Raw genomic sequence first — 22,553 nt, forward strand, 5'->3', positions numbered from 1 at the left:
GGGAACGGAGGTCAGCGCAAATGAGTGAGACAACCGTCTATCAAGCCTATTCGGGCAATACCCATCTCTTCGGGGGCAACACCCCTTACGTCGAAGAGATGTACGAAAACTATTTAGCCAATCCTGGTAGCGTGCCCGATTCGTGGCGCGAGTACTTCGACGCGCTTCAGCATGTGCCCGCAGTCGATGGCTCTAACGCCAAAGACGTGCCTCACTTGCCCGTCATCAACGCCTTTGCAGAACGCGCCAAAGCTGGCGGTACCAAAGTCGTCATGGCCAGCGAAAACGTCGAAATGGGTCGCAAACGCACAGCAGTGCAGCAGCTCATTGCCGCTTACCGCAACGTGGGCCAACGCTGGGCAGACCTCGATCCACTCAAGCGCACTGAACGCCCCAATATTCCTGACCTCGACCCCGCTTTCTACGGCTTCTCTGACGCCGACCAAGAAACCGTGTTCGACACCAGTAACACCTTCTTCGGCAAGAACAACATGTCCTTGCGCGAATTGCTCAACGCTTTGCGTGAAACCTACTGCGGCACCTTGGGCGCCGAGTTCATGTACACCTCAGAAATGGGTGAAAAGCGTTGGTGGCAAGAAAAGTTGGAAAGCATCCGCAGCAAAGCCAACTTCAATTCCGACAAAAAGAAAGCCATTCTGGAGCGTTTGACCGCTGCGGAAGGCTTGGAGCGTTACCTCCACACCAAATACGTGGGTCAAAAGCGCTTCTCGCTTGAAGGTGGTGAAAGCTTCATCGCCGCGATGGACGAACTGATCCAACAAGCGGGCCTCAAAGGCGTGCAAGAAGTCGTGATCGGTATGGCCCACCGCGGCCGTCTGAACGTGTTGGTCAACACCATGCGCAAGTTGCCTGCCGACTTGTTCGCCGAATTCGACCACACCGCGCCTGAAGAGTTGCCGGCTGGTGACGTGAAATACCACCAAGGCTTCAGCTCTGATGTGTCGACTGCTGGTGGCCCCGTTCACTTGTCTTTGGCGTTCAACCCCTCACACTTGGAAATCGTCAACCCCGTGGTCGAAGGCTCTGTGCGCGCCCGCATGGACCGCCGCGCTGACCCAACGGGCAGCCAAGTGTTGCCCGTGTTGGTCCACGGTGACTCCGCCTTCGGCGGTCAAGGCGTGAACCAAGAAACCTTGGCACTGGCCCAAACCCGTGGTTACACCACAGGCGGCACGGTGCACATCATTGTGAACAACCAAATCGGTTTCACCACCTCTGACCCACGCGACATGCGCTCTAGCGTGTTCTGTACCGACATCGTCAAGATGGTCGAAGCGCCTGTGTTGCACGTCAACGGTGACGATCCAGAAGCCGTCGTGTTGGCCACCCAGTTGGCGCTCGAGTACCGTTCGACCTTCCGCAAAGACGTGGTGCTTGACATCGTGTGTTTCCGTAAACTCGGCCACAACGAGCAAGACACACCAGCGCTGACTCAGCCGCTGATGTACAAAAAAATCGCCGCTCACCCTGGCACCCGCAAGCTGTTCGCCGACAAGTTGGCCACACAAGGCTTGGGCGACACATTGGGCGACGACATGGTCAAGGCCTACCGCGCCGCTTTGGATGCGGGCAAGCACACCGATGATCCTGTGTTGACCAACTTCAAGACCAAGTTCACTGTGGACTGGTCACCCTTCATGGGCAAGAAGTGGACAGATGCTGGCGAAACCGCCATCCCCATGACCGAGTGGAAGCGCTTGGCTGAAAAAATCACCACCATCCCCGCGACCGTCACGCCTCACCAGTTGGTGAAAAAGGTGTATGACGACCGCGCCGCGATGGGCCGTGGCGACATCCCCGTGGATTGGGGCATGGGCGAGCACATGGCTTTCGCATCGTTGGTGGCCAGCGGCTACCCCGTGCGTTTGTCAGGTGAAGATTGCGGCCGTGGCACGTTCACACACCGTCACGCTGTGATTCACGATCAAAAGCGTGAAAAGTGGGACACCGGCACTTATGTGGCGTTGCAAAACGTGACTGAGAACCAAGCTCCGTTTGTCGTGATCGACTCGATCTTGTCTGAAGAAGCGGTGCTCGGTTTCGAATACGGCTACGCCTCGAACGACCCCAACACCTTGGTGGTCTGGGAAGCCCAGTTCGGCGACTTCGCCAACGGCGCCCAAGTGGTGATCGACCAGTTCATCGCCTCCGGCGAAGTGAAGTGGGGCCGTGTGAACGGCTTGACGTTGATGTTGCCTCACGGCTACGAAGGCCAAGGCCCAGAGCACAGCTCAGCACGCCTCGAACGCTTCATGCAACTCGCTGCTGACACCAACATGCAGATCGTGCAGCCCACCACGGCCAGCCAGATCTTCCACGTGTTGCGTCGTCAAATGGTGCGCGACTTGCGCAAGCCTTTGATCATCTTCACACCGAAGTCGTTGCTGCGTAACAAAGACGCAACATCGCCTGTGTCTGAATTCACCAAAGGTTCATTCCAAACCGTGATTCCAGAGAACAAAGCGCTCAAGGCCGACAAGGTCAAGCGCGTGTTGGTGTGCTCGGGCAAGGTTTACTACGACTTGGTCAAAAAGCGTGAAGAGTTGGGTGCTGACGACGTGGCCATTCTGCGCGCCGAACAGTTGTATCCCTTCCCACACAAAGCTTTCGCTGCTGAACTCAAGAAGTACCCCAACGCCACTGAGTTGGTGTGGACGCAAGACGAGCCACAAAACCAAGGCGCATGGTTCTTCGTGCAGCACTACATCCACGAAAACATGTTGCCAGGCCAAAAGCTCGGCTACTCGGGCCGTGCCGCTTCGGCGTCACCAGCCGTGGGTTACTCGCACTTGCACCAAGAGCAGCAAAAGTCGCTGGTCGAAGGCGCATTCGGCAAGCTCAAAGGCTTCGTGCTGACCAAATAAATCGTTGAATCGAACACACCAATAAAGAGAGATACATATGGCAATCATCGAAGTCAAAGTTCCACAGCTGTCCGAATCCGTGGCCGAAGCCACCATGCTGCAATGGAAAAAGAAAGTGGGCGAGTCTGTCGCTGCTGACGAAATCTTGATCGACATCGAGACCGACAAAGTCGTGCTTGAAGTGCCCGCACCTGCCGCTGGCGTCTTGTGCGAAATCTTGGTCGCTGATGGCGGCACCGTGGCTGCTGAGCAGCTCATCGCGCGCATCGACACCGACGGCAAAGTGGGCGCAGCTGCCCCCGCTGCTGCAGCGCCTGCCGCCGCACCAGCCGCTGCTGCTGCACCTGCAGCCGCCGCCGCTGCATCGACCAGCAAAGCTGGCGTGGCCATGCCCGCTGCAGCCAAGCTGATGGCTGACAACAACTTGGCCGCTGGCTCTGTGGCTGGCACAGGCAAAGACGGTCGCGTCACCAAAGGTGATGTGCTCAGTGCCGTTGCCGGTGGCGTGCAGTCCACAGCGGCTGTCATTCCTACAGGCGCACCGACCAAAGCATTGCCACAGGTGGCAGCACCTGCTGTCAACTTGGGCGAGCGTCCAGAGCAACGTGTGCCGATGACACGTTTGCGTGCGCGCGTGGCCGAGCGTTTGTTGCAATCGCAATCGACCAACGCCATCCTGACCACGTTCAACGAAATCAACATGGCCCCGGTCATGGATATGCGCAAGCGCATGCAAGACAAGTTCGAAAAAGAGCACGGCGTTAAGCTGGGCTTCATGAGCTTTTTCGTCAAAGCGGCTGTGCATGCTTTGAAGAAATTCCCCGTGTTGAACGCTTCTGTAGACGGCAACGACATCGTGTACCACGGCTACTTCGACATCGGTATCGCTGTGGGCTCACCACGTGGTTTGGTGGTGCCAATTTTGCGCAACGCTGACCAAATGAGCTTTGCTGACATCGAGAAGAAAATTGCTGAATTCGGCGTGAAAGCGCGTGACGGCAAATTGGGCCTTGAAGAAATGACCGGCGGTACGTTCTCGATCTCCAACGGCGGTACCTTCGGCTCCATGATGTCGACCCCGATCATCAACCCACCACAGTCAGCCATCTTGGGCGTGCACGCGACCAAAGACCGCGCCATGGTGGAAAACGGCCAAGTCGTGGTTCGTCCGATGAACTACTTCGCGATGTCGTATGACCACCGCATCATTGACGGCCGCGAAGCTGTCTTGGGTCTGGTGGCGATGAAAGAAGCGCTGGAAGATCCAGCGCGCCTCTTGTTCGACATCTAATTTCAGCTAATTGCAATGCCCCCAGTTTGGGGGCGTTGTTCATTCAAGAGATATTCCTATGAGTAAACAATTCGACGTCGTCGTCATTGGTGGTGGCCCAGGTGGCTACATCGCAGCTATTCGCGCTGCACAACTCGGTTTCCAAGTCGCTTGTATCGACGAATGGAAAAACGCAGCCGGTGGCCCAGCGCCCGGTGGCACGTGTACCAACGTGGGTTGCATTCCCTCCAAAGCTTTGCTGCAGTCCAGCGAACACTTTGACCATGCCAACCACCACTTCGCAGAACACGGCATTTCTGCCAAAGACGTGAAGATGGATGTGGCCAAGATGATTGCCCGCAAGGACAACGTTGTGAAGCAAAACAACGACGGCATCTTGTACCTGTTCAAGAAAAACAAGGTCACGTTCTTCCACGGTCGTGGCAGCTTCGCTGGCAAGGCTGAAGGCGGCTACACCGTCAACGTGGCTGGCAAGACTGAAGAGTCCATCACGGCTAAGCAAGTCATCATCGCCACGGGTTCTAACGCCCGTGCGTTGCCCGGCACACCGTTTGACGAAGTCAACGTGTTGTCCAACGATGGCGCGTTGCGCGTGGGTGCTGTGCCTAAGAAGCTGGCCTTGATTGGCTCCGGCGTGATCGGTTTGGAGATGGGTTCTGTGTGGCGTCGTCTCGGCGCTGACGTGACCATCCTCGAAGGTCTGCCTACATTCCTCGGCGCTGTGGACGAGCAAATCGCCAAAGAAGCCAAAAAGGCTTTTGACAAGCAAGGCTTGAAGATCGAACTCGGCGTGAAAGTCGGCGAGATCGTCAATGGCAAGAAGGGCGTCACCGTCAACTACACCAACGCCAAAGGCGAAGCCATTGTGTTGGAAGCTGACAAGCTCATCGTGTCGATTGGTCGCGTGCCGAACACGATTGGTTTGAATGCCGAAGCCATTGGCTTGGCAGTAGACGAGCGTGGCGCCATTGTGGTGGACGGCGATTGCAAAACCAACGTTCCTGGCGTGTGGGCGGTGGGCGACGTGGTGCGTGGCCCGATGCTCGCGCACAAAGCCGAAGAAGAAGGCGTTGCCGTGGCCGAGCGTATCGCTGGTCAACACGGTCACGTCAACTTCAACACCATCCCTTGGGTCATCTACACCAGCCCCGAAATCGCTTGGGTGGGCCGCACTGAGCAGCAGCTCAAGGCCGATGGCGTGGCTTACAAAGCTGGCACATTCCCGTTCCTCGCGAACGGCCGTGCGCGCGCTTTGGGCGACACCACCGGTATGGTGAAGTTCTTGGCCGATGCCACGACCGACGAAATCTTGGGCGTGCATATGGTGGGCCCACAGGTGTCAGAGTTGATCTCTGAAGCCGTGGTGGCGATGGAATTCAAGGCATCAGCCGAAGACATCGCACGTATTTGCCACGCTCATCCATCTTTGAGCGAAGCGACCAAAGAAGCTGCTTTGGCAGTGGACAAACGCACGTTGAACTTCTAATCAATTTCAACCGCTTTGCGTCTAAAAAGCCCGTTGGTAACAGCGGGCTTTTTTCATGGGCAAGGCACAATAGAGGCCTATGTCAGTCAACCAGCCCGTTCATCAAAATTACCTCAAAGAACTCGAAATTCGAGGCTTTCAAAGTGACCCTGCGCAGTTGCGCGCCATCGATGCGTTAGAGCGTTGTGCTGCCGAGTGGGCTGCATACAAAGAGAAGCGTTCGAACTCACTGAAGAAGTTGGTGAACCGGCCTGCCATTCCACGCGGTGTGTATATGTTTGGCGGGGTGGGGCGTGGCAAAAGTTTTTTGATGGATTGCTTTTTTGAAGCGGTGCCCATCAAACGCAAAACCCGTTTGCATTTTCACGAGTTCATGCGCGAGGTTCACCGCGAGCTGCGTGAGTTGCAAGGCACAGTGAACCCACTCGATGTGTTGGGCAAACAAATGTCCAAACGCTATAAGCTGATTTGCTTTGACGAATTCCATGTGGCCGACATCACCGATGCCATGATCTTGCATCGCTTGCTGGATGCCTTGTTTGACAACGGCGTGGGCTTCGTGACCACCTCTAACTTCAAGCCTGACGACTTGTACCCTGGCGGTATGCACCGCGACCGCATCATGCCTGCGATTGCGCTGCTCAACAAAGAGCTGGAAGTCATCAACGTGGACAACGGCACAGACTACCGCCGCAGAACGTTAGAGCAAGTCGAGTTGTACTTGCGTCCCTTGGGTGAGAAGGCCGATGCGGCCATGACCGATGCCTTTAACCGCTTGGCCGAATGTCAAGACGAAGACCCGGTGCTGCACATCGAGGCGCGTCAAATCAAAGCACGTCGCCGAGCCGGTGGTGTGGTGTGGTTTGACTTCAAAGATTTGTGTGGCGGCCCGCGTTCACAAAACGACTATTTGGAAATTGCCAGCCAGTTTCACACGGTCTTGTTGAGCGACGTGCCTCAAATGCCTGTTAATAAAGCGGCCGAGGCTCGTCGCTTCACGTGGTTGGTTGATGTGTTGTATGACCGTCGCGTCAAGCTGATGCTGTCAGCGGCTGTGACACCTGAAGAGTTGTACACCGAAGGCCCCATGTCGCATGAGTTTCCTCGCACGGTGTCGCGTTTGAACGAGATGCAATCGGCCGAGTTTTTGGCACTGGAGCGTCGCACGGTGGATACGGGGTTGACATGAAGAAAATGTTTTTTTCTTTGCTGGCATGCGTTTGCGTGACTGCATGGTGTGTTGAACCTTCGGTGAATGCCGCTGCGCCAGCATCTGGCGTGGTCGCGAGTCAGCCCTTGTCTGGTTTTCCATCGGATGCCGAACGCAACGAAGAACGCGTCCGCTTGACACGTGAACGCCAAGCACTCGAAGACAAATACAGACAAGAGATGAAGCTGTGCTACCAAAACTTTGATGTCAACAGCTGCCGCTTGCAAGCGCGTGATCGACGCATTGAAGCAGACACCGCTTTGCGCAAACAAGAGCTACGTTTCAACGCGCAAGAGCGTCAAATTCATGCCGACGAAGCCCGCCGTAGTTTGGCTGATCGCAACAGCGAAGCGTCGCAAAAGAAAGCCCAAGCTGAACGTGCAGCATCTATTGCCGCTTCGAAAGAACGTGCAGATGCCAACGCACAAAAGCAAATCGACCATGCCTTGCAAGGTACCAAGCGTGGTGACTATGAGCAAAAGCAGCGGGAAGCTGTGCAACGTCGTGCCGACGCTGAAAAGAAACTCCGCGAACGTAACAAAGAACCAGCAGCACCGCTGCCTGTGCCAGGCCAATGAGCCACCCCTTGCGTGATTTGGTGCAAGAAGCGTTTGCACCTTTAGGCGTGCTGGCTCGCGCCACCGATCAATTCAGTCCACGCCAAGGTCAGACCGACATGGCCCTGGCCGTGGCCGATGTGGTGGCGCACGGCGGCAGCTTGGTGGTGGAGGCGGGTACAGGTGTAGGTAAAACCTTTGCGTACCTGGTGCCTGCGCTATTGAGTGGTGAGCGCGTGTTGCTCTCGACCGCGACAAAGGCCTTGCAAGACCAGCTGTACGCACGCGATTTGCCGCGCTTGGTACAAGCGCTTAACTTACCCATTCGCTTGGCCTTGCTCAAAGGTCGCTCCAGCTACTTGTGTACCCACCGCATGGAACTGGCGCGACGTGACACGCAGATACCTGATCGCCATACCGTGCACTTGTTGTCGCGTGTGGAAACGTGGTCGCTCAGCACCCGCACGGGTGACTTGGCCGAGCTGCCCGGCTTGGACGAACGCTCGCCCTTGATCCCACTCATCACCTCTAACCGCGAGAACTGTTTGGGCTCGCAATGCCCCAAGTTCAAAACCTGTCACGTCAATGCGGCGCGTCGCGAAGCGTTGGGTGCCGATGTGGTGGTCATCAACCACCATTTGTTTTTTGCCGACATGGCGGTGCGCGAAACAGGCATGGCTGAATTGCTACCCAGTGTGCGTGTGGTCATCTTTGACGAAGCGCATCAGCTCAACGAAGTGGGGGTGAACTTCTTAGGCCATCAACTTGGCACAGCCCAGCTGCTGGATGTGACCCGCGACATGCTGGCCACCGGTTTGCAATTGGCACGCGGTTTGGCCGACTGGCAAGACGTGTGTTCTGGTTTGGAACGCGCCGCACGAGAGTTGCGCCTCATCGGTGGCAAGCGACCTGGCGCTGTGAAATTGCGCTGGACCGAAGATGCGCCAGAGGGCATTCACCCTGGTGTGTGGGAGCAGTCCTTGCAAGATGTGGGCGCAGCCTGCGTGCAGGCGCTGCAAGCTTTAGACACCGTGAGCGAAATTGCGCCCGACTTCATGCGCTTGCATGACCGTGTGGCCGAAATCGCCAAGCGTGTGGATGCCTTCTTGAACCCATGTGCGCCCGATGCCGTGCGTTGGATGGATGTGAGCGCCTCACAAATGCGCTTGATGGAAGCGCCACTCGACATCGCGCAAACCGTGCGCGAGCGTTTGATGAAGCAAGCCTCGGTGATTGCCGACGATGTCAACCCAGAAGAGCCACCGCCTTGGCATGACGAGCCATCGCTGGAAGAAACCTTCGTGGCACATCACGACGCCGATAGCGCCACGCACGAAGACGATGCAACGGCATCGCCTTTTGACGGCGCTTTTCCGATGCGCCCCGTCGAGGACGCACGTCCACGCAGTTGGGTCTTCACGTCCGCCACGTTGGGGGATGACCCGCGCTTGCGTTGGTTCACCGAGCCTTGTGGCTTAGAGTCGGCCACGGTCTTGCGTGTGAGCAGCCCGTTTGATTACCCTGCGCAAGCCTCTCTTTATGTGCCGCGTGACATCGTGCGCCCGAATGACCCCGCGCACAGCGCGCAAGTGGCCACCATTGCCAGCGATGCCGTGCGCCGCTTGGGTGGCCGCACTTTGGTGCTCACCACCACGCTGCGTGCTTTGCGTGCGATTGGCGATGTGATGAAGCAGCAGCTTGAAGGCTCAGCCATCGAAGTGTTGGTGCAGGGCGAATGGCCCAAGCGCCATTTGATGGAGCGTTTTCGCGAAGGTGCAAAAGTCGGTGAGGGCGGTTGCGTATTGGTGGCCTCAGCCACCTTCTGGGAGGGTTTTGATGTGCCGGGCGATGCGCTGCAGCTCGTGGTCATCGACAAACTGCCGTTTCCGCCACCCAATGACCCCTTGGTCGAAGCGCGCACCAAGCGCCTAGAAGCGCAAGGCCGCAGCCCGTTCAACGATTACTTTGTGCCAGAGGCTGTGGTGGCGCTGAAGCAGGGGGCCGGTCGATTGATTCGTACCGAATCAGACCAAGGCGTCTTGGTGTTGTGTGACAACCGCTTGGTCACCACTGGCTATGGCCGTCGGTTGATTGCGGCTTTGCCGCCGATGCGTCCACTGCAAACGGCGCAAGACTTGGCTCAAGCTTTAGATGCGTTGAGCCAAGACCTTATTTCCAAAACTTCCACCACGACTTTTTAGTCACGGCGCGTTCTGGGTACAACAACGCGGAGTTAGGGTAGGTGGTTTCCAACACGCGTTTGGTGTCGTCACGCAATTGGTTCAAGCCCAGCTTGTCGTAGGACTGAACCATGATGAACAAAGCTTCTTCCACGGCTGGCACGTCGCGGTATTCCTGTACCGTGGTTTGTGCGCGGTTGATGGCGGCAACATAAGCGCCGCGTTGGTAGTAAAAACGGGCCACGTGAACATCTGAACGCGCCAGCGAGTTTTTGATGAACGCCATGCGCAAGCGCGCGTCAGCAGCGTACTTTGAGTCAGGAAAGCGAACCACCAGTTCACGGAAAGCTTCAAACGATTCTTTCGCTTGCTTGGGGTCACGCTCAGCCAAATCTTGTTCGGCCCATGAGGACAACAAGCCCAAGTTGTCGTTGAAGTTCACCAAACCTTTGAGGTACAGCGCATAGTCCAACGCGGGGCTGGCAGGGTGGAGTTTGATGAAACGGTCGAGTGTGGCCACGGCCTGCACAGGCTCGTTGGTTTTGTATTGCGCCCAGGCTTTGTCAAGCTGCGCTTGCTGAGCGAGCGGCGTGCCTGCTGCACGACCTTCGAGCTTTTCGTACATGCCAATGGCTTTGTCGTAGCCACCCGCCGCCATTTCGTCTTTGGCTTCGTTGTAGAGCTTGTCATTGCTCCAATCTTTGGTGGGATCGTAGTTGCTGTCGGCGCATCCTGTGAAAAGAATAGCCGTAGACAGGCCGATGGCCATCCACACAGTCGATAATTTGAGTCGTAACACCACAGGTCAACCTCTTGAAGCAAAGTCAAACCATTCTATCGGCTCAGCCGCCATCCACAGCGCCCTTGCAGGAGGATGTTTTGCTCGATGAGCATGTCGACCTCATTGACGGTCCCGAGGTGGAAACCCGCGAACTCGTCATTCCCAGTGATTTGCACGGCGAACGCCTTGACCGTGCTTTGGCTGTGTTGCTGCCCGAGTTCTCTCGCAGCTTCTCGCAGCAGCTGCTCAGTGAGGGGTGTGTGAGCTGTGTGGTGCCCACGCCTCGCGTGATGACCAAGGCCTCGGCCAAGGTGCGCATGGGCGAGCGTTACCAGCTCATCTTGAAACCCACACCGCAAAGCCAAGCCTTCAAGCCCGAAGATATTCCGTTGGATGTGATCTACGAAGACGAAGACCTGCGCGTGCTCTTCAAGCCGGCTGGCTTGGTGGTCCACCCCGCACCAGGCAACTGGAGTGGCACGTTGCTCAATGGTTTGTTGGCCTTAGACCCGCAAGCGGTCATGTTGCCCCGTGCAGGCATCGTGCACCGCTTAGACAAAGACACCAGCGGCTTGATGATCGTGGCGCGCACCCGCCGCGCGATGGATGCCTTGGTGGCCATGATTGCTGAGCGCGAAGTCCACCGTGAATATTTGGCCGTCGCGTATCGCAAATGGAGTGGCACACCGGTGCGCGACATTGTGGCTGCGATTGGCCGCGACTACCGCAACCGCTTACGCATGGCTGTGGTCGACCTCGAGCGCTTGCCCGGCAAAGAAGCCCACACCACGTTTGAGTGCCTGAGCAGCCAAGAGGAAGCCTGTTTGGTGCAGTGCACCTTGCACACGGGCCGTACACATCAAATCCGTGTCCACATGGCGCACTTTGGCCATCCGCTGGTGGGCGACTCGCTCTACGCTGGCCCCATGACCTTGGGCATTGACCGCCAAGCTTTGCACGCATTCCGTTTGAGCTTTGACCACCCCATCACGGGCGAGTCCCTGAAGTTTGAAGCGCCGCTGCCTGACGATATGGTCAATTTGCTGGCGGGTTTGGGCCTGAAGCGCCCCGAATAAGCTTTTTAGCCTTCTCCGTTATAATATGAGCTCACGCTTGTGAAAGCGGTGAGCCCTTTGGTTCTGACTTCGGCAATGCCCCGCGTTGCCCTTACCTGCCTCGAGATGAATTTTCGTAGGCCTTTTCCTCGACCCTTGACCCGGAACTCTCACGATGAACACCGTGGATGCCAAGCGCGTACTTGAGACCGCCCTGATTTGTTCGCACCAACCGATTCAGATTCGCGATTTGCGCGTGCTGTTCTCTGACGCCTTGGGCGCAGACACCATTCGCACCTTGCTCGAAGAGTTGCAGCTCGATTGGGCGCAACGTGGCGTTGAGCTGGTGCAAGTGGCCACCGGTTGGCGCTTCCAAAGCCGCCCAGAAATGCGCGAGTATTTGGACCGTCTGAACCCCGAGAAGCCTCCTAAATACTCACGCGCCGTGATGGAAACCTTGGCCATCATTGCCTACCGCCAGCCCGTGACCCGTGGTGACATGGAAGACGTGCGCGGGGTGACCATCAACTCATTGGTCCTCAAACAACTCGAAGACCGCGGCTGGGTTGAAGTCATTGGCCACCGCGAAACCGTGGGCCGTCCTTCTTTGTACGCCACCACGCGTCAGTTTTTGGACGACCTGGGCTTGGCCTCGCTCGACCAACTGCCCGTGTATGACAGCGCCCAAGCGCAAGCCAACGCCTTTGCCCGCTTGGGTGAAGACGATCCATCGTTGCAAATGGACATGGCCCTCGAGTCCGCTGAGTCAGTTGAAATCACAACGCCTGCCGAAGGCAATGCGGCTGAAGTGGCAACCCAAGCCCCGACGGCTCTCAGCGACGAAGCCCCTATTTTTGAACTTTCCTCACCCAGAGACCCCGCCCCAACCGGCGACGACACGCATGAACACTAAACACCACGACCTGGGTGGCAAGCCAACCGAAGCACACGACGAGTTCTTGGACGACGACGAAACCGTTTTTGATTTTGACGATGTGGTCTCAGGCGAGTTCGATGCTGAACTCATTCGCGCTGAAGCCGCACCCGAAAAACGTGTGTTGTTGCCACAACCCGAATCGCCTAAGTTGCACAAAGTCTTGGCCCAGTCGGGCTTGGGCTCACGCATCGAGATGGAGCGCCTGATTGCCGAAGGCCATGTGGCTGTCAACAACGAAGTGGCCCACGTGGGCCAACGCGTGCAGTTTGGTGACCAAATCAAGGTCAATGGCCGTCAGCTCAAGGTGCGCATTGCGCCGCCGCCACCGCGCGTCATCGCGTACCACAAGCCTGCTGGCGAAGTGGTGACCACCGATGACCCACAAAACCGTCCCACCGTGTTCCGCCGGTTGCCACGCCTGTACCAAGGCAAATGGCAATCTGTGGGCCGTTTGGACTTGAACACCGAAGGCTTGTTGCTGTTCACCAGCTCGGGCGAACTGGCCAACCAGCTGATGCACCCACGCTTTGGCTTGCAACGCGAATACGCGGTGCGCTCGCTGGGCAAGCTCAGCAAAGACCAAAAAGAACAACTCATCACTGGCATTCAACTCGACGACGGTCCCGCCCAATTTGGCTCGATCGAAGAGGGCGGCGGCGAGGGCTCCAACTGTTGGTACCGCGTCACGATTTCTGAAGGTCGCAACCGCGAAGTGCGCCGCATGTTCGAAGCTGTCGGCCACGCTGTCAGCCGTTTGATTCGCATCCGTTACGGCGCCATGGTATTGCCACGCGGCTTGAAGCGTGGCGCCTTTGTGGAGTTGGGCGAGCGCGACATTCGCGCCTTGATGGAAGCTGCCGGCGCCGAGGCGCCGATGCAAAGCGGCCCCTCACGCCATGACCGCAGCGAGCGCGCCAACAGCCGCCGTCGCGGCAACAGCATTGGCCCACGTCCATCCACACCACGCGCGGCCGAAGAGCGCAGTGGCCCCGAACGTTTGGTTCGCACCGAGCGCCGCCGCGGTGGCAAGCCGCCAGAGCGTGCACCGCAGCCAGATCCGATGCAAACCTCGGTGGGCTACATCGGTGCAGACAGCTATGCCGAGGAGCGTCAACGCAAAAAAGATGGCCAAAAAGCCTTCAAGGCCGGCTTGGTCGGTGGTCCACGTCCGTCAAGCAGTGCTGCGCCACGACGCGGCGGTTCTGCAGGCGGTAGCTTCGGCGGTGGCCGCTCAGGTGGCGGTAATAGCGGCGGTGCGGGTGGCAACCGTGGTCGAGGTGGCCGATAAATCACAGCGAAGATGCACCAAAAACGCTTGCGCGTTCAAGGGAAATCCCTTGAAACGGTTAAAATAGCAGGCTACGCGCATCGCGCACAAAATTTCAATAACAGTCAATACAGGGAAATTCCAAATGACCGAACGTACTCTCTCCATCATCAAGCCAGACGCAGTTGCTAAGAACGTCATCGGCCAAATCTACGCACGTTTCGAAGCTGCTGGCTTGAAAGTTGTGGCTGCTCGCATGGCTCACCTGTCACGCGGCGAAGCTGAACAGTTCTACGCTGTGCACAAAGCACGTCCTTTCTTCAAAGATTTGGTTGACTTCATGGTCTCTGGCCCTGTCATGATCCAAGTGCTCGAAGGCGAAGGCGCTATCTTGAAAAACCGTGACTTGATGGGCGCAACTAACCCTAAAGACGCAGCGCCTGGCACCATCCGTGCTGACTTCGCTGACAGCATCGATGCCAACGCTGTGCACGGTTCTGACGCCGCTGAGACAGCCGCTGTTGAAATCGGCTTCTTCTTCGCCGGCATGAACGTTTACGGTCACTAAGAGGCAATTGGCGTGGCTGGTCACAGCAACGCCGACGCAAAAAAATGACGGCCAACCTGCTTGATTTTGATCTCGACGGTTTGGCCGTTTTTTGTGAGCGCTTGGGCGAGAAACGCTTCCGCGCCACACAGCTGTTCCGGTGGATCCACCAAAAAGGCGCACAAGACTTTGATCAGATGTCTGATCTCGCCAAGTCGCTGCGCGAGAAGCTGAAGACCTGCGCACAGGTTCAGCCACTCACTCCCATTTCCCGACACGACTCCGCCGACGGCACCATCAAGTGGTTGTTCGACGTGGGCGATGGCAACGCCGTCGAAACCGTGTTCATTCCTGAAGACGACCGAGGCACCTTGTGCATCTCGTCGCAAGCCGGTTGTGCTGTGGGCTGCCGCTTTTGCTCTACCGGTCACCAAGGCTTCAGCCGCAACCTCACCACCGGCGAAATCTTGTCGCAGCTGTGGTTTGCCGAGCACACGCTGCGCAAGCAGTTCAACACCACCGAGCGCGTCATCTCCAACGTGGTGATGATGGGCATGGGCGAGCCGCTGCAAAACTACAGCGCCTTGGTGCCTGCGTTGCGGTCGATGTTGGACGACCACGGTTATGGCTTGTCACGCCGCCGTGTGACGGTGTCCACCTCGGGCGTGGTGCCCATGATGGACCGATTGGGTGAAGACTGCCCCGTGGCCTTGGCCGTGTCGCTGCACGCACCCACTGACGCTTTGCGCGACAACTTGGTGCCGCTCAACCGCAAATACCCCTTGCATGAGTTGATGGACGCCTGCCGACGCTATTTGGCGCACGCGCCCCGCGACTTCATCACCTTTGAATATTGCATGTTGGATGGCGTGAACGACCAGCCTGAGCATGCGCAAGCTTTGATCGATTTGGTCAAACCCAAACGCGGGCAGGGTGAACCGGTGCCTTGCAAGTTCAACCTCATTCCGTTCAACCCATTTCCAGCCTCTGGTCTCACACGTTCGAGCGCGGCCACGGTCAAAGCGTTTGCCGCGCAACTCAGCGAAGCCGGCATCACCACCACCGTGCGCAAGACACGTGGTGACGACATCGATGCCGCTTGCGGCCAGCTTGCCGGTGACGTGAAAGACCGCACCAAGGTGGATGCACGCATGGCCAAGCAGCGCGTGATTCCGCTCACACAGGTGTCGTCATGAGTGTGTGGCGTGTCGTGACTTTTGTGGCCGTGTTGATTGCGACAACATGTGGCTTGACTGCTTGCAGTGCTGCTGCGCCGCAACTAGACACGCTCACGCAAGCCGAGCCAGACAGCACCCGCCAACGCGCCATGCGCCGCCTGAGTTTGGCCAGCGCGTATTACGAGCAAAACCAAAATGACGTGGCACACCAAGAGGTGCGCGCCGCTTTGCAAATTGACCCGAACTATGCCGATGCTTACAGCTTGTTGGGATTGATTCACCAGCGCGCAAAAGCGCCTGCTTTGGCACAACAAAGTTTTGAGCAAGCACTGCAATTGGCGTCTCAGCCGCCTGTGCGTGCCAACGAGTTGGCTGCCATTCAACACAACTACGGTTGGTTCTTGTGCGAGCAAAACCGTGATGCAGACGCGCAAACGCAGTTTGACCGTGCGCTGTCGCAGCCGGGTTATGCCAGCGCTGACAAAACAAACAAAGCCATTGAATTTTGCAAAAAACGTGCGGCACAAGCTGACACACGCCCACGCAATAATTGAACAAACCCCTCATTCTTTTTTGAAGCCTGATGACTGAAGAAACCACCACATCGACCACACCGAGCACAACCGCTGGGGCCTTGTTGCGTCAACTCCGTGAAGACGCAGGGTTCAAGCTCGATGTGTTGGCGCAAGCCTTGCGCGTGTCGCCTGCCAAGCTCGAAGCTTTGGAGTCCGACCGTTTGGATGAGCTGCCAGACGCCATGTTTGCCCGCGCCTTGACCTTGGCCGTGTGTCGTCAGTTGAAAACAGATGCAGCCCCCGTGCTGGCCCTCTTGCCAAGCCAAGATGTCTCGCGTTTGGCGCCTAAAAACGAACGTGGTTTGGACTTCCCTTTGGATCGCCCCTCGTTTTTGCCTCAGTCCAGCTTTTTGGCGGTGACCCGTTTGTTCACGCCGATGCGTTGGGCTGCCTTGGCCGTTTTGGTCGTGGCTTTGGTTTTGGGCTTGTGGCCTGAAATTCAATCGTTATTGGTTTTCAAAGATGACTCTGCGGTGGGCACGGTGGTGGTGCCTGTGGCCGCGCCGGTCGTCGTGTTGCCTTCCGCAGAAGAAGCGGTGCCTGTGACCGAGGTCAAATCCAGCAACATGGTGGTCACCACGGTTCATTCAACGGCGGTGGCCGCACAAAACGCCAGTGCTGCAGCGCCCACCAGTGCCCCAGGAGCGCCCGATGCCCGCTGACACCCATTTGCAAGGCATTGCCATGTCGCAGCCCAAAGCTCGCCAAACCTTGCAAGCGCGTGTGGCTTGGGGCGACCATGTGGTGACGGTCGGTGGCGACGCGCCGGTGCGCGTGCAGTCCATGACCAACACCGACACGGTGGACGCGATTGGCACCGCCATTCAAATCAAAGAATTGGCTTTGGCTGGCTCGGAGCTGGTGCGTATCACGGTGAATACACCCGAAGCCGCCGCCGCCGTGCCACATGTGCGCGAACAGTTGGACCGCATGGGCATCAACGTGCCTTTGATTGGCGACTTTCATTACAACGGCCATCGTTTGCTGACCGAGTTTCCCGACTGCGCGCAAGCTTTGTCGAAGTACCGCATCAACCCCGGCAACGTGGGCAAGGGCGACAAGCACGACAAGCAATTCGGCCAAATGATTGAAGCTGCGATGCGCTACAACAAGGCTGTGCGCATCGGCGTGAACTGGGGCAGCCTCGACCAAGAACTGCTGGCTAAGTTGATGGACGAAAACGCTTTGCGTGCCAAGCCTTTCGAGGCCAAGCAAGTGATGTACGAGGCTTTGATCACCTCGGCCATCGACTCGGCCAAATTGGCGCAGAGCATGGGCATGTCGGCCAACCAAATTTTGCTCAGTTGCAAAGTGAGCGGTGTGCAAGACCTGATTGCGGTGTACCGCGAGCTGGCCCAGCGCTGCAACTACCCGCTGCATTTGGGCCTGACCGAAGCGGGCATGGGCACCAAAGGCACTGTGGCTTCTGCCACCGCTTTGTCTATTCTTTTGCAAGAAGGCATTGGCGACACCATCCGTGTCTCGCTCACACCGCAGCCCGGCGAGGCGCGCACGCAAGAGGTGGTGATTGCCTCTGAAATTCTGCAAGCCTTGGGCCTGCGCACCTTTGTGCCCAGCGTCACGGCATGCCCGGGTTGTGGTCGCACCACCAGCACCACGTTCCAAGAAATGGCCAAGTCGATTGACGACTTTTTACGCGCCCAAATGCCTGTGTGGCGCACGCAATACCCTGGCGTGGAAAACCTCAAAGTGGCGGTGATGGGCTGCATCGTCAACGGCCCTGGCGAGAGCAAGCATGCGGACATCGGCATCAGCTTGCCCGGCAGCGGTGAAGCACCTGCAGCGCCCGTGTTCATCGACGGCGAAAAAGCCATGACCTTGCGCGGCGACAACATCGCGCAAGAGTTCCACCAAATTGTTGAAACTTATATTGAAAAACGCTTCGGTTAAGCCCCAAGCGTGATGAAGACTTCTGGATCGAAACGTGACTTCTGAACTCACCCCCAACCACGCGGCCGAGCCCGTGAAATCAAGCAAACCCGCCAAGGCCCAAGCCCTGACCGCTGTCAAAGGCATGAACGACTTGTTGCCCCCAGCCTCCGCCCAATGGGAATGGCTGGAAGACAAAGTGCGCGGCTTGATGGCCCGCCACGCCTACCGCAACCTGCGCACGCCCATCGTCGAACCCACTGCTTTGTTTGTGCGTGGTTTGGGTGAGGTGACCGACATTGTGGAAAAGGAGATGTACTCCTTTGAAGATCGCTTGAACGGCGAGCAACTCACGCTGCGTCCTGAAGCCACTGCCGGTGTGGTGCGTGCCGTGGTCGAACACAACATGCTGTACGACGGTGGCAAGCGCCTGTATTACATGGGCCCCATGTTCCGCCACGAGCGCCCACAACGTGGTCGCTACCGCCAGTTTCACCAAATCGGCGCGGAGGCTTTGGGCTTCCCCGGCGCCGAGGTGGATGCCGAACTTATTTTGTTGGCCGCGACGCTCTGGCAAGAGCTGGGTTTGCAAGACGTGCGCTTGGAGCTCAACAGCTTGGGCCAGCCCAACGAACGCGCTGCGCATCGCACAGCCTTGATTGCGCACTTAGAAGCCCATGCCGATGTGCTGGACGAAGAGGCCAAGCGTCGTTTGCACAGCAACCCGCTGCGCATCTTGGACACCAAAAACCCAGCCATGCAAGCCGTGGTGGAAGCCGCGCCGAAGTTGATCGATTTCCTGGGCGAAGCCTCGCTGGCCCACTTCAACGCGGTCAAAGCCATTTTGGACGCCAGCGGCGTGGCCTACCGCATCAACCCGCGCTTGGTGCGTGGCATGGACTACTACAACCTCACCGTGTTTGAGTTCGTGACCGACCGCTTGGGCTCGCAAGGCACCATTTGCGGTGGCGGCCGTTATGACTACCTGATCGAGCAAGTGGGCGGCAAGCCCGCACCGGCTGTGGGCTGGGCTTTGGGCGTGGAGCGTGTACTTGAGTTGCTCAAAGAGCAGGGCACCTTGCCAGAGGCCGTGGGCCCTGATGTGTACGCCATCGTGCCCGATGCGTCAGCCTTGCCCGTGGTGTTCAAAACCATCCAAACCCTGCGCGCGCAGGGCATGTCCGTGCAAATGCACGCTGGGGCGGGCGAGGGCATGGGCAGCATGAAATCGCAGTTCAAAAAAGCCGATGGCAGCGGCGCGCAATTTGCCCTTATCTTTGGTGGCGACGAGTTGGCCCGAGGTGAAGTGACCCTCAAGTCGCTGCGCGATGGCGCAGGTGCCCAAGAGGCCGTGCCCTTGGTGGACGTGACGACTCGCGTGGCCGATAAACTGGCGCAGAGCCTGGCTCAGAACCAAACCACGGTTTAAACAGACCGAGCCCTACAATTCGTTTACTTTTTAGTCAGACACACTACACCATGGCATCTCATCTCGATCTCGAAGAACAAGAACAACTCGATGAGCTCAAGCACTTTTGGAAGCGCTGGGGCGACCTCATCACGTGGGTGCTGATTGCTGTTTTGGGTGGCTACGCCGCTTGGATGGGCTGGCAGTCTTATTCGGCCAAGCAAGCCGCGCAATCTGCCGCTTTGTATGACACGGTGGAGCGTGCGGCCCTGAGCAACGACATGGCTTTGCTCGACCGCTCCGTGACTGACATCAAAGATAAATTTGCCAGCACCACGTATGCACAGCAAGCGGCCATGTTGGCCGCGCGCTTGTACCAAGACAAAGACCGCAAAGCCGATGCCAAAGCGCAACTCACATGGGTGATCGACAAAGCCAGCGACGAAGGCTACCAAGCCTTGGCCCGCCTGCGCTTGGCTGCCTTGTTGATCGATGACAAAGCCTACGACGAGGCGCGCAAGCAACTCACTGCCAAAGCACCTGAAGCCTTCGCCCCCTTGATGGCCGACCGCTTGGGCGACTTGGCCATGTTGCAAGCGCAACCCGCTGAAGCCGTTCAACACTACAAAAATGCGTGGAAAGGCTTTGAGCCCAATGCCGAGTACCGCCGTTTGGTGGCGGTGAAGTTGGCCGCCTTGGGTGCTGACCCTGAAGAAACACCTGCTGTGGAGAGCAAAAAGTGAACACAACAACGCCTAGCTGGACCCACCTGTTGCGCTTGAGCTTAGCGGGCGTGTGCGTGGCCTTGGCCGCTTGCTCTGGGCCCTCGCGCCCCAAACCTACCGCAATTCCGGGCGTGCCTGTGTTGCAAGACGTGCGCACCAGTTGGACAGCGAATGTGGGCAAGGTGGATTTCCCCTTGGTCGTGTCAGCCCGCGAAGACCGCATTGCTTTGGCCAATAGCCAAGGTGTGGTGGCGGTGCTGGACGCAGCGACAGGCAAAGACATTTGGCGCCTGAAGCTGGACCAAGCCATCGCCGCAGGCGTGGGCAGCGATGGCCAACAAGTAGCCGTGGTGACGCGTAACAACGAATTGGTCATTTTGCGAGATGGCCAAGTGCAGTGGCGCAAGCGCTTGCCCGCGCAGTCGTTCACCGCACCTTTGGTCGCTGGTGCGCGCGTATTTGTGTTGACCGCCGACCGTTCTGTCATTGCCTTTGACGGTGCAACAGGCAATCAAATTTGGACACAGCAACGCCCGGGTGAGCCCTTAGTGCTCAAGCAAGCCGGCGTGATGCTGGCATTTAAAAACACGTTGTTGGTCGGTTTGTCTGGCCGTTTGTCAGGTCTTGACCCGAACACTGGCGTGATTCGCTGGGAATCTGCCATTGCCACACCACGTGGCACCAATGATGTGGAACGCTTGGTTGACTTGGTCAGCCCCTTTGACCGCGTCGGTGATGTGGTGTGTGTGCGTGCCTTCCAGGCTGCAGTTGGGTGTGTGAACGCCGAACGCGGACAGGGCGTGTGGACACGACCCTCGGTGGGTGAAATGGGGGTGAGCGGCAACGACACAGTGCTGATTGCACCTTTGTCCAACGGTGTGGTGCAGGCATGGAGCCGAACCACCGGTGAACGCTTGTGGGAAACAGAGCGTCTCAAATACCGCATCTTGAGCGCACCTTTGGTTACGCCGCGCGGCGTGCTGGTGGCGGACAACGGCGGGTGGCTCTACCTCTTATCGTTGTCGGATGGCGCTTTGCTTAACCGCATCAAGCTCGACACCGAAGAATTGGCAACCGCCCCTGTGTTTGCAGGTGGGCGCTATGTGGTGGTCACACGCGAAGGTCGCGTGACTGGCCTCCAAATCCCGTAATTGGGAAGTTAAAGGACTAAGTTTTGAAACCCGTATTGGCCCTGGTGGGCCGCCCCAACGTTGGCAAGTCCACGTTGTTTAACCGCTTGACCAAATCGCGCGATGCGATCGTGGCTGACTTCGCGGGTTTGACCCGTGACCGTCACTACGGCAATGCCCGTTTTGACAAGCACGAATTCATCGTCATTGACACGGGTGGCTTTGAGCCCACTGCTGACAACGGCATCTACAAAGAAATGGCCCGTCAAACCCAGCAAGCGGTGGCCGAAGCCGATGTGGTCGTCTTTGTGGTGGATGCCCGTGGTGGCATTTCAGCGCAAGACCACGACATTGCCAACTACCTGCGTCGCTTGGGTAAGCCCACCATTTTGGTGGCCAACAAAGCCGAGGGCATGAAAGAGGGCGCTCAGCTGGTGGAGTTCTACGAGCTGGGCTTGGGCGAGGTGTTGCCTGTGTCGGCCTCGCATGGTCAAGGTATTCGCGACATGATGGCGCAAGCCTTGGCGCCGCTGAATTTGGCCGACCCGGACGAAGAAGACGCAGAGGCTGACAACGGCATCATCAAACTGGCTGTGGCTGGTCGCCCCAACGTGGGCAAATCTACCCTCATCAACACGTGGTTGGGCGAAGAGCGTTTGGTGGCGTTTGACATGCCCGGCACCACGCGTGACGCCATCAGCGTACCGTTCGAGCGCAACGGCCAGATGTTTGAACTCATCGACACGGCGGGCTTGCGCCGCAAAGGCAAGGTGTTTGAAGCCATCGAGAAGTTTTCGGTGGTCAAAACCTTGCAAGCCATTGAATCGGCCAATGTGGTCCTGCTCTTGCTCGACGCCACCCAAGGCGTGACCGACCAAGACGCCCACATCGCCGGCTACATCTTGGAAAGCGGCCGCGCTGTGGTGGTGGCTGTGAACAAATGGGATGCCGTGGATTCCTACCAGCGGGAACTGTTGATGCGCTCGATTGAGACGCGTTTGCCATTCTTGAAGTTTGCGGCCATGCACTTCATCTCGGCCAAGAAACGCCAAGGCTTGGGCCCACTGTGGGGCGCCATCGCGCAGGCCCACAAGGCCGCCATGTGCAAAATGCCAACGCCTTTGCTGACCCGTTTGTTGCTGGAAGCCGTGCAGTTTCAGTCGCCTCAGCGCGGCGGTATGTACCGCCCCAAGTTGCGTTATGCCCACCAAGGTGGCATGAACCCGCCCATCATCGTGATTCACGGCAACTCGCTGGAGCACGTGACCGAAACCTACAAACGGTTCTTGGAAGGGCGCTTCCGCAAGGCCTTTAATTTGGAAGGTACCCCCTTGCGAATTGAGATGAAGACCTCAAGTAACCCTTACGCTGGCAAAGACGACTGAGCCACAAAGCCTTCGGGCTCTGTGGTAACGTGGGATTTCTTTCAACTACACAGACACGGAAAATAT

The 22,553-nt window shown here is 57.7% G+C and carries 19 protein-coding genes; 18 read left to right on the forward strand and 1 reads right to left on the reverse strand.

Features of this window, described 5'->3' with window-relative positions:
• Positions 1 to 20: 20 nt before the first annotated feature.
• The 6 genes from B9Z44_RS13610 to B9Z44_RS13635 all read left to right on the forward strand — a co-directional run bounded on the left by B9Z44_RS13610 (position 21) and on the right by B9Z44_RS13635 (position 9,630).
• The gene (locus B9Z44_RS13610; protein WP_108358554.1) at positions 21 to 2,885 is read left to right on the forward strand and encodes a 2-oxoglutarate dehydrogenase E1 component; all 2,865 of its coding nucleotides are present in this window, start codon (positions 21 to 23) and stop codon (positions 2,883 to 2,885) included.
• Positions 2,886 to 2,922: 37 nt separating this feature from the next.
• A complete protein-coding gene (gene odhB / locus B9Z44_RS13615; protein ID WP_108358555.1) occupies positions 2,923 to 4,176 on the forward strand; it encodes a 2-oxoglutarate dehydrogenase complex dihydrolipoyllysine-residue succinyltransferase in 1,254 nt (417 codons plus the stop codon).
• A gap of 58 nt (positions 4,177 to 4,234) precedes the next feature.
• The gene (gene lpdA, locus B9Z44_RS13620; protein ID WP_108358556.1) at positions 4,235 to 5,662 is read left to right on the forward strand and encodes a dihydrolipoyl dehydrogenase; all 1,428 of its coding nucleotides are present in this window, start codon (positions 4,235 to 4,237) and stop codon (positions 5,660 to 5,662) included.
• A gap of 79 nt (positions 5,663 to 5,741) precedes the next feature.
• A complete protein-coding gene (zapE, locus tag B9Z44_RS13625) occupies positions 5,742 to 6,851 on the forward strand; it encodes a cell division protein ZapE (RefSeq protein WP_108358557.1) in 1,110 nt (369 codons plus the stop codon).
• Positions 6,848 to 7,450 carry a hypothetical protein gene (locus B9Z44_RS13630; RefSeq protein ID WP_108402682.1) on the forward strand — a complete coding sequence of 201 codons (603 nt, stop codon included), beginning with the start codon at positions 6,848 to 6,850 and terminating at the stop codon, positions 7,448 to 7,450. The genes zapE and B9Z44_RS13630 overlap by 4 nt, the downstream gene beginning before the upstream one ends.
• Positions 7,447 to 9,630 (forward strand): ATP-dependent DNA helicase, encoded by a 2,184-nt coding sequence (locus B9Z44_RS13635; protein ID WP_108402683.1) that lies wholly within the window; start codon positions 7,447 to 7,449, stop codon positions 9,628 to 9,630. Before B9Z44_RS13630 ends, B9Z44_RS13635 begins: the two co-directional genes overlap by 4 nt.
• Here B9Z44_RS13635 and B9Z44_RS13640 read toward each other — a convergent pair.
• Positions 9,599 to 10,408, reverse strand: a complete 810-nt coding sequence (locus tag B9Z44_RS13640) for an outer membrane protein assembly factor BamD (RefSeq protein ID WP_233246869.1) — start codon at positions 10,406 to 10,408, stop codon at positions 9,599 to 9,601. The two genes, B9Z44_RS13635 and B9Z44_RS13640, sit on opposite strands and share 32 nt — an antisense overlap.
• A gap of 80 nt (positions 10,409 to 10,488) precedes the next feature.
• Here B9Z44_RS13640 and B9Z44_RS13645 point away from each other — a divergent pair, with 80 nt between their 5' ends.
• From B9Z44_RS13645 to der, 12 genes are all read left to right on the forward strand, one after another.
• Positions 10,489 to 11,466, forward strand: coding sequence for an RluA family pseudouridine synthase (locus B9Z44_RS13645; RefSeq protein WP_245912822.1), 978 nt, complete (start codon positions 10,489 to 10,491; stop codon positions 11,464 to 11,466).
• Positions 11,467 to 11,620: 154 nt separating this feature from the next.
• Entirely contained in the window at positions 11,621 to 12,358 is a 738-nt protein-coding gene (gene scpB / locus B9Z44_RS13650; protein WP_146179014.1) for an SMC-Scp complex subunit ScpB, read from the forward strand.
• On the forward strand, positions 12,243 to 13,670 hold the full coding sequence (locus tag B9Z44_RS13655) for a pseudouridine synthase (RefSeq protein WP_108358561.1): 1,428 nt from the start codon (positions 12,243 to 12,245) through the stop codon (positions 13,668 to 13,670). The genes scpB and B9Z44_RS13655 overlap by 116 nt, the downstream gene beginning before the upstream one ends.
• A gap of 124 nt (positions 13,671 to 13,794) precedes the next feature.
• Positions 13,795 to 14,217: a nucleoside-diphosphate kinase gene (gene ndk, locus B9Z44_RS13660; RefSeq protein WP_104797502.1), complete on the forward strand. Its 423-nt coding sequence runs from the start codon at positions 13,795 to 13,797 to the stop codon at positions 14,215 to 14,217.
• Between the two features lie 44 nt (positions 14,218 to 14,261).
• Complete coding sequence (gene rlmN / locus B9Z44_RS13665) at positions 14,262 to 15,392, forward strand: dual-specificity RNA methyltransferase RlmN (RefSeq protein WP_108402684.1); 1,131 nt, start codon at positions 14,262 to 14,264, stop codon at positions 15,390 to 15,392.
• Positions 15,389 to 15,928: a tetratricopeptide repeat protein gene (locus tag B9Z44_RS13670; RefSeq protein WP_108402685.1), complete on the forward strand. Its 540-nt coding sequence runs from the start codon at positions 15,389 to 15,391 to the stop codon at positions 15,926 to 15,928. Before rlmN ends, B9Z44_RS13670 begins: the two co-directional genes overlap by 4 nt.
• A gap of 29 nt (positions 15,929 to 15,957) precedes the next feature.
• Positions 15,958 to 16,611 carry a helix-turn-helix domain-containing protein gene (locus B9Z44_RS13675; RefSeq protein WP_108402686.1) on the forward strand — a complete coding sequence of 218 codons (654 nt, stop codon included), beginning with the start codon at positions 15,958 to 15,960 and terminating at the stop codon, positions 16,609 to 16,611.
• Entirely contained in the window at positions 16,601 to 17,860 is a 1,260-nt protein-coding gene (ispG, locus tag B9Z44_RS13680) for a flavodoxin-dependent (E)-4-hydroxy-3-methylbut-2-enyl-diphosphate synthase (protein ID WP_199220184.1), read from the forward strand. Before B9Z44_RS13675 ends, ispG begins: the two co-directional genes overlap by 11 nt.
• Before the next feature lie 124 nt (positions 17,861 to 17,984).
• Entirely contained in the window at positions 17,985 to 19,268 is a 1,284-nt protein-coding gene (gene hisS, locus B9Z44_RS13685) for a histidine--tRNA ligase (protein WP_108402929.1), read from the forward strand.
• Between the two features lie 50 nt (positions 19,269 to 19,318).
• Positions 19,319 to 19,990 carry a YfgM family protein gene (locus tag B9Z44_RS13690; RefSeq protein ID WP_108402687.1) on the forward strand — a complete coding sequence of 224 codons (672 nt, stop codon included), beginning with the start codon at positions 19,319 to 19,321 and terminating at the stop codon, positions 19,988 to 19,990.
• Entirely contained in the window at positions 19,987 to 21,123 is a 1,137-nt protein-coding gene (gene bamB, locus B9Z44_RS13695) for an outer membrane protein assembly factor BamB (RefSeq protein WP_108402688.1), read from the forward strand. The genes B9Z44_RS13690 and bamB overlap by 4 nt, the downstream gene beginning before the upstream one ends.
• A 23-nt stretch (positions 21,124 to 21,146) precedes the next feature.
• On the forward strand, positions 21,147 to 22,487 hold the full coding sequence (gene der / locus B9Z44_RS13700) for a ribosome biogenesis GTPase Der (protein WP_108358567.1): 1,341 nt from the start codon (positions 21,147 to 21,149) through the stop codon (positions 22,485 to 22,487).
• Positions 22,488 to 22,553 lie beyond the last annotated feature (66 nt).

The organism is Limnohabitans curvus (assembly GCF_003063475.1).
GTDB classification, from domain to species: Bacteria; Pseudomonadota; Gammaproteobacteria; order Burkholderiales; family Burkholderiaceae_C; genus Limnohabitans; species Limnohabitans curvus.

Coding starts and splice junctions, on each gene's coding strand:
- B9Z44_RS13610 (WP_108358554.1), top strand. CDS start 21: ATGAGTGAGACAACCGTCTATCAAGCCTATTCGGGCAATACCCATCTC.
- odhB (WP_108358555.1), top strand. CDS start 2,923: ATGGCAATCATCGAAGTCAAAGTTCCACAGCTGTCCGAATCCGTGGCC.
- lpdA (WP_108358556.1), top strand. CDS start 4,235: ATGAGTAAACAATTCGACGTCGTCGTCATTGGTGGTGGCCCAGGTGGC.
- zapE (WP_108358557.1), top strand. CDS start 5,742: ATGTCAGTCAACCAGCCCGTTCATCAAAATTACCTCAAAGAACTCGAA.
- B9Z44_RS13630 (WP_108402682.1), top strand. CDS start 6,848: ATGAAGAAAATGTTTTTTTCTTTGCTGGCATGCGTTTGCGTGACTGCA.
- B9Z44_RS13635 (WP_108402683.1), top strand. CDS start 7,447: ATGAGCCACCCCTTGCGTGATTTGGTGCAAGAAGCGTTTGCACCTTTA.
- scpB (WP_146179014.1), top strand. CDS start 11,621: ATGAACACCGTGGATGCCAAGCGCGTACTTGAGACCGCCCTGATTTGT.
- B9Z44_RS13655 (WP_108358561.1), top strand. CDS start 12,243: ATGCGGCTGAAGTGGCAACCCAAGCCCCGACGGCTCTCAGCGACGAAG.
- ndk (WP_104797502.1), top strand. CDS start 13,795: ATGACCGAACGTACTCTCTCCATCATCAAGCCAGACGCAGTTGCTAAG.
- rlmN (WP_108402684.1), top strand. CDS start 14,262: ATGACGGCCAACCTGCTTGATTTTGATCTCGACGGTTTGGCCGTTTTT.
- B9Z44_RS13670 (WP_108402685.1), top strand. CDS start 15,389: ATGAGTGTGTGGCGTGTCGTGACTTTTGTGGCCGTGTTGATTGCGACA.
- B9Z44_RS13675 (WP_108402686.1), top strand. CDS start 15,958: ATGACTGAAGAAACCACCACATCGACCACACCGAGCACAACCGCTGGG.
- ispG (WP_199220184.1), top strand. CDS start 16,601: ATGCCCGCTGACACCCATTTGCAAGGCATTGCCATGTCGCAGCCCAAA.
- hisS (WP_108402929.1), top strand. CDS start 17,985: ATGAACGACTTGTTGCCCCCAGCCTCCGCCCAATGGGAATGGCTGGAA.
- B9Z44_RS13690 (WP_108402687.1), top strand. CDS start 19,319: ATGGCATCTCATCTCGATCTCGAAGAACAAGAACAACTCGATGAGCTC.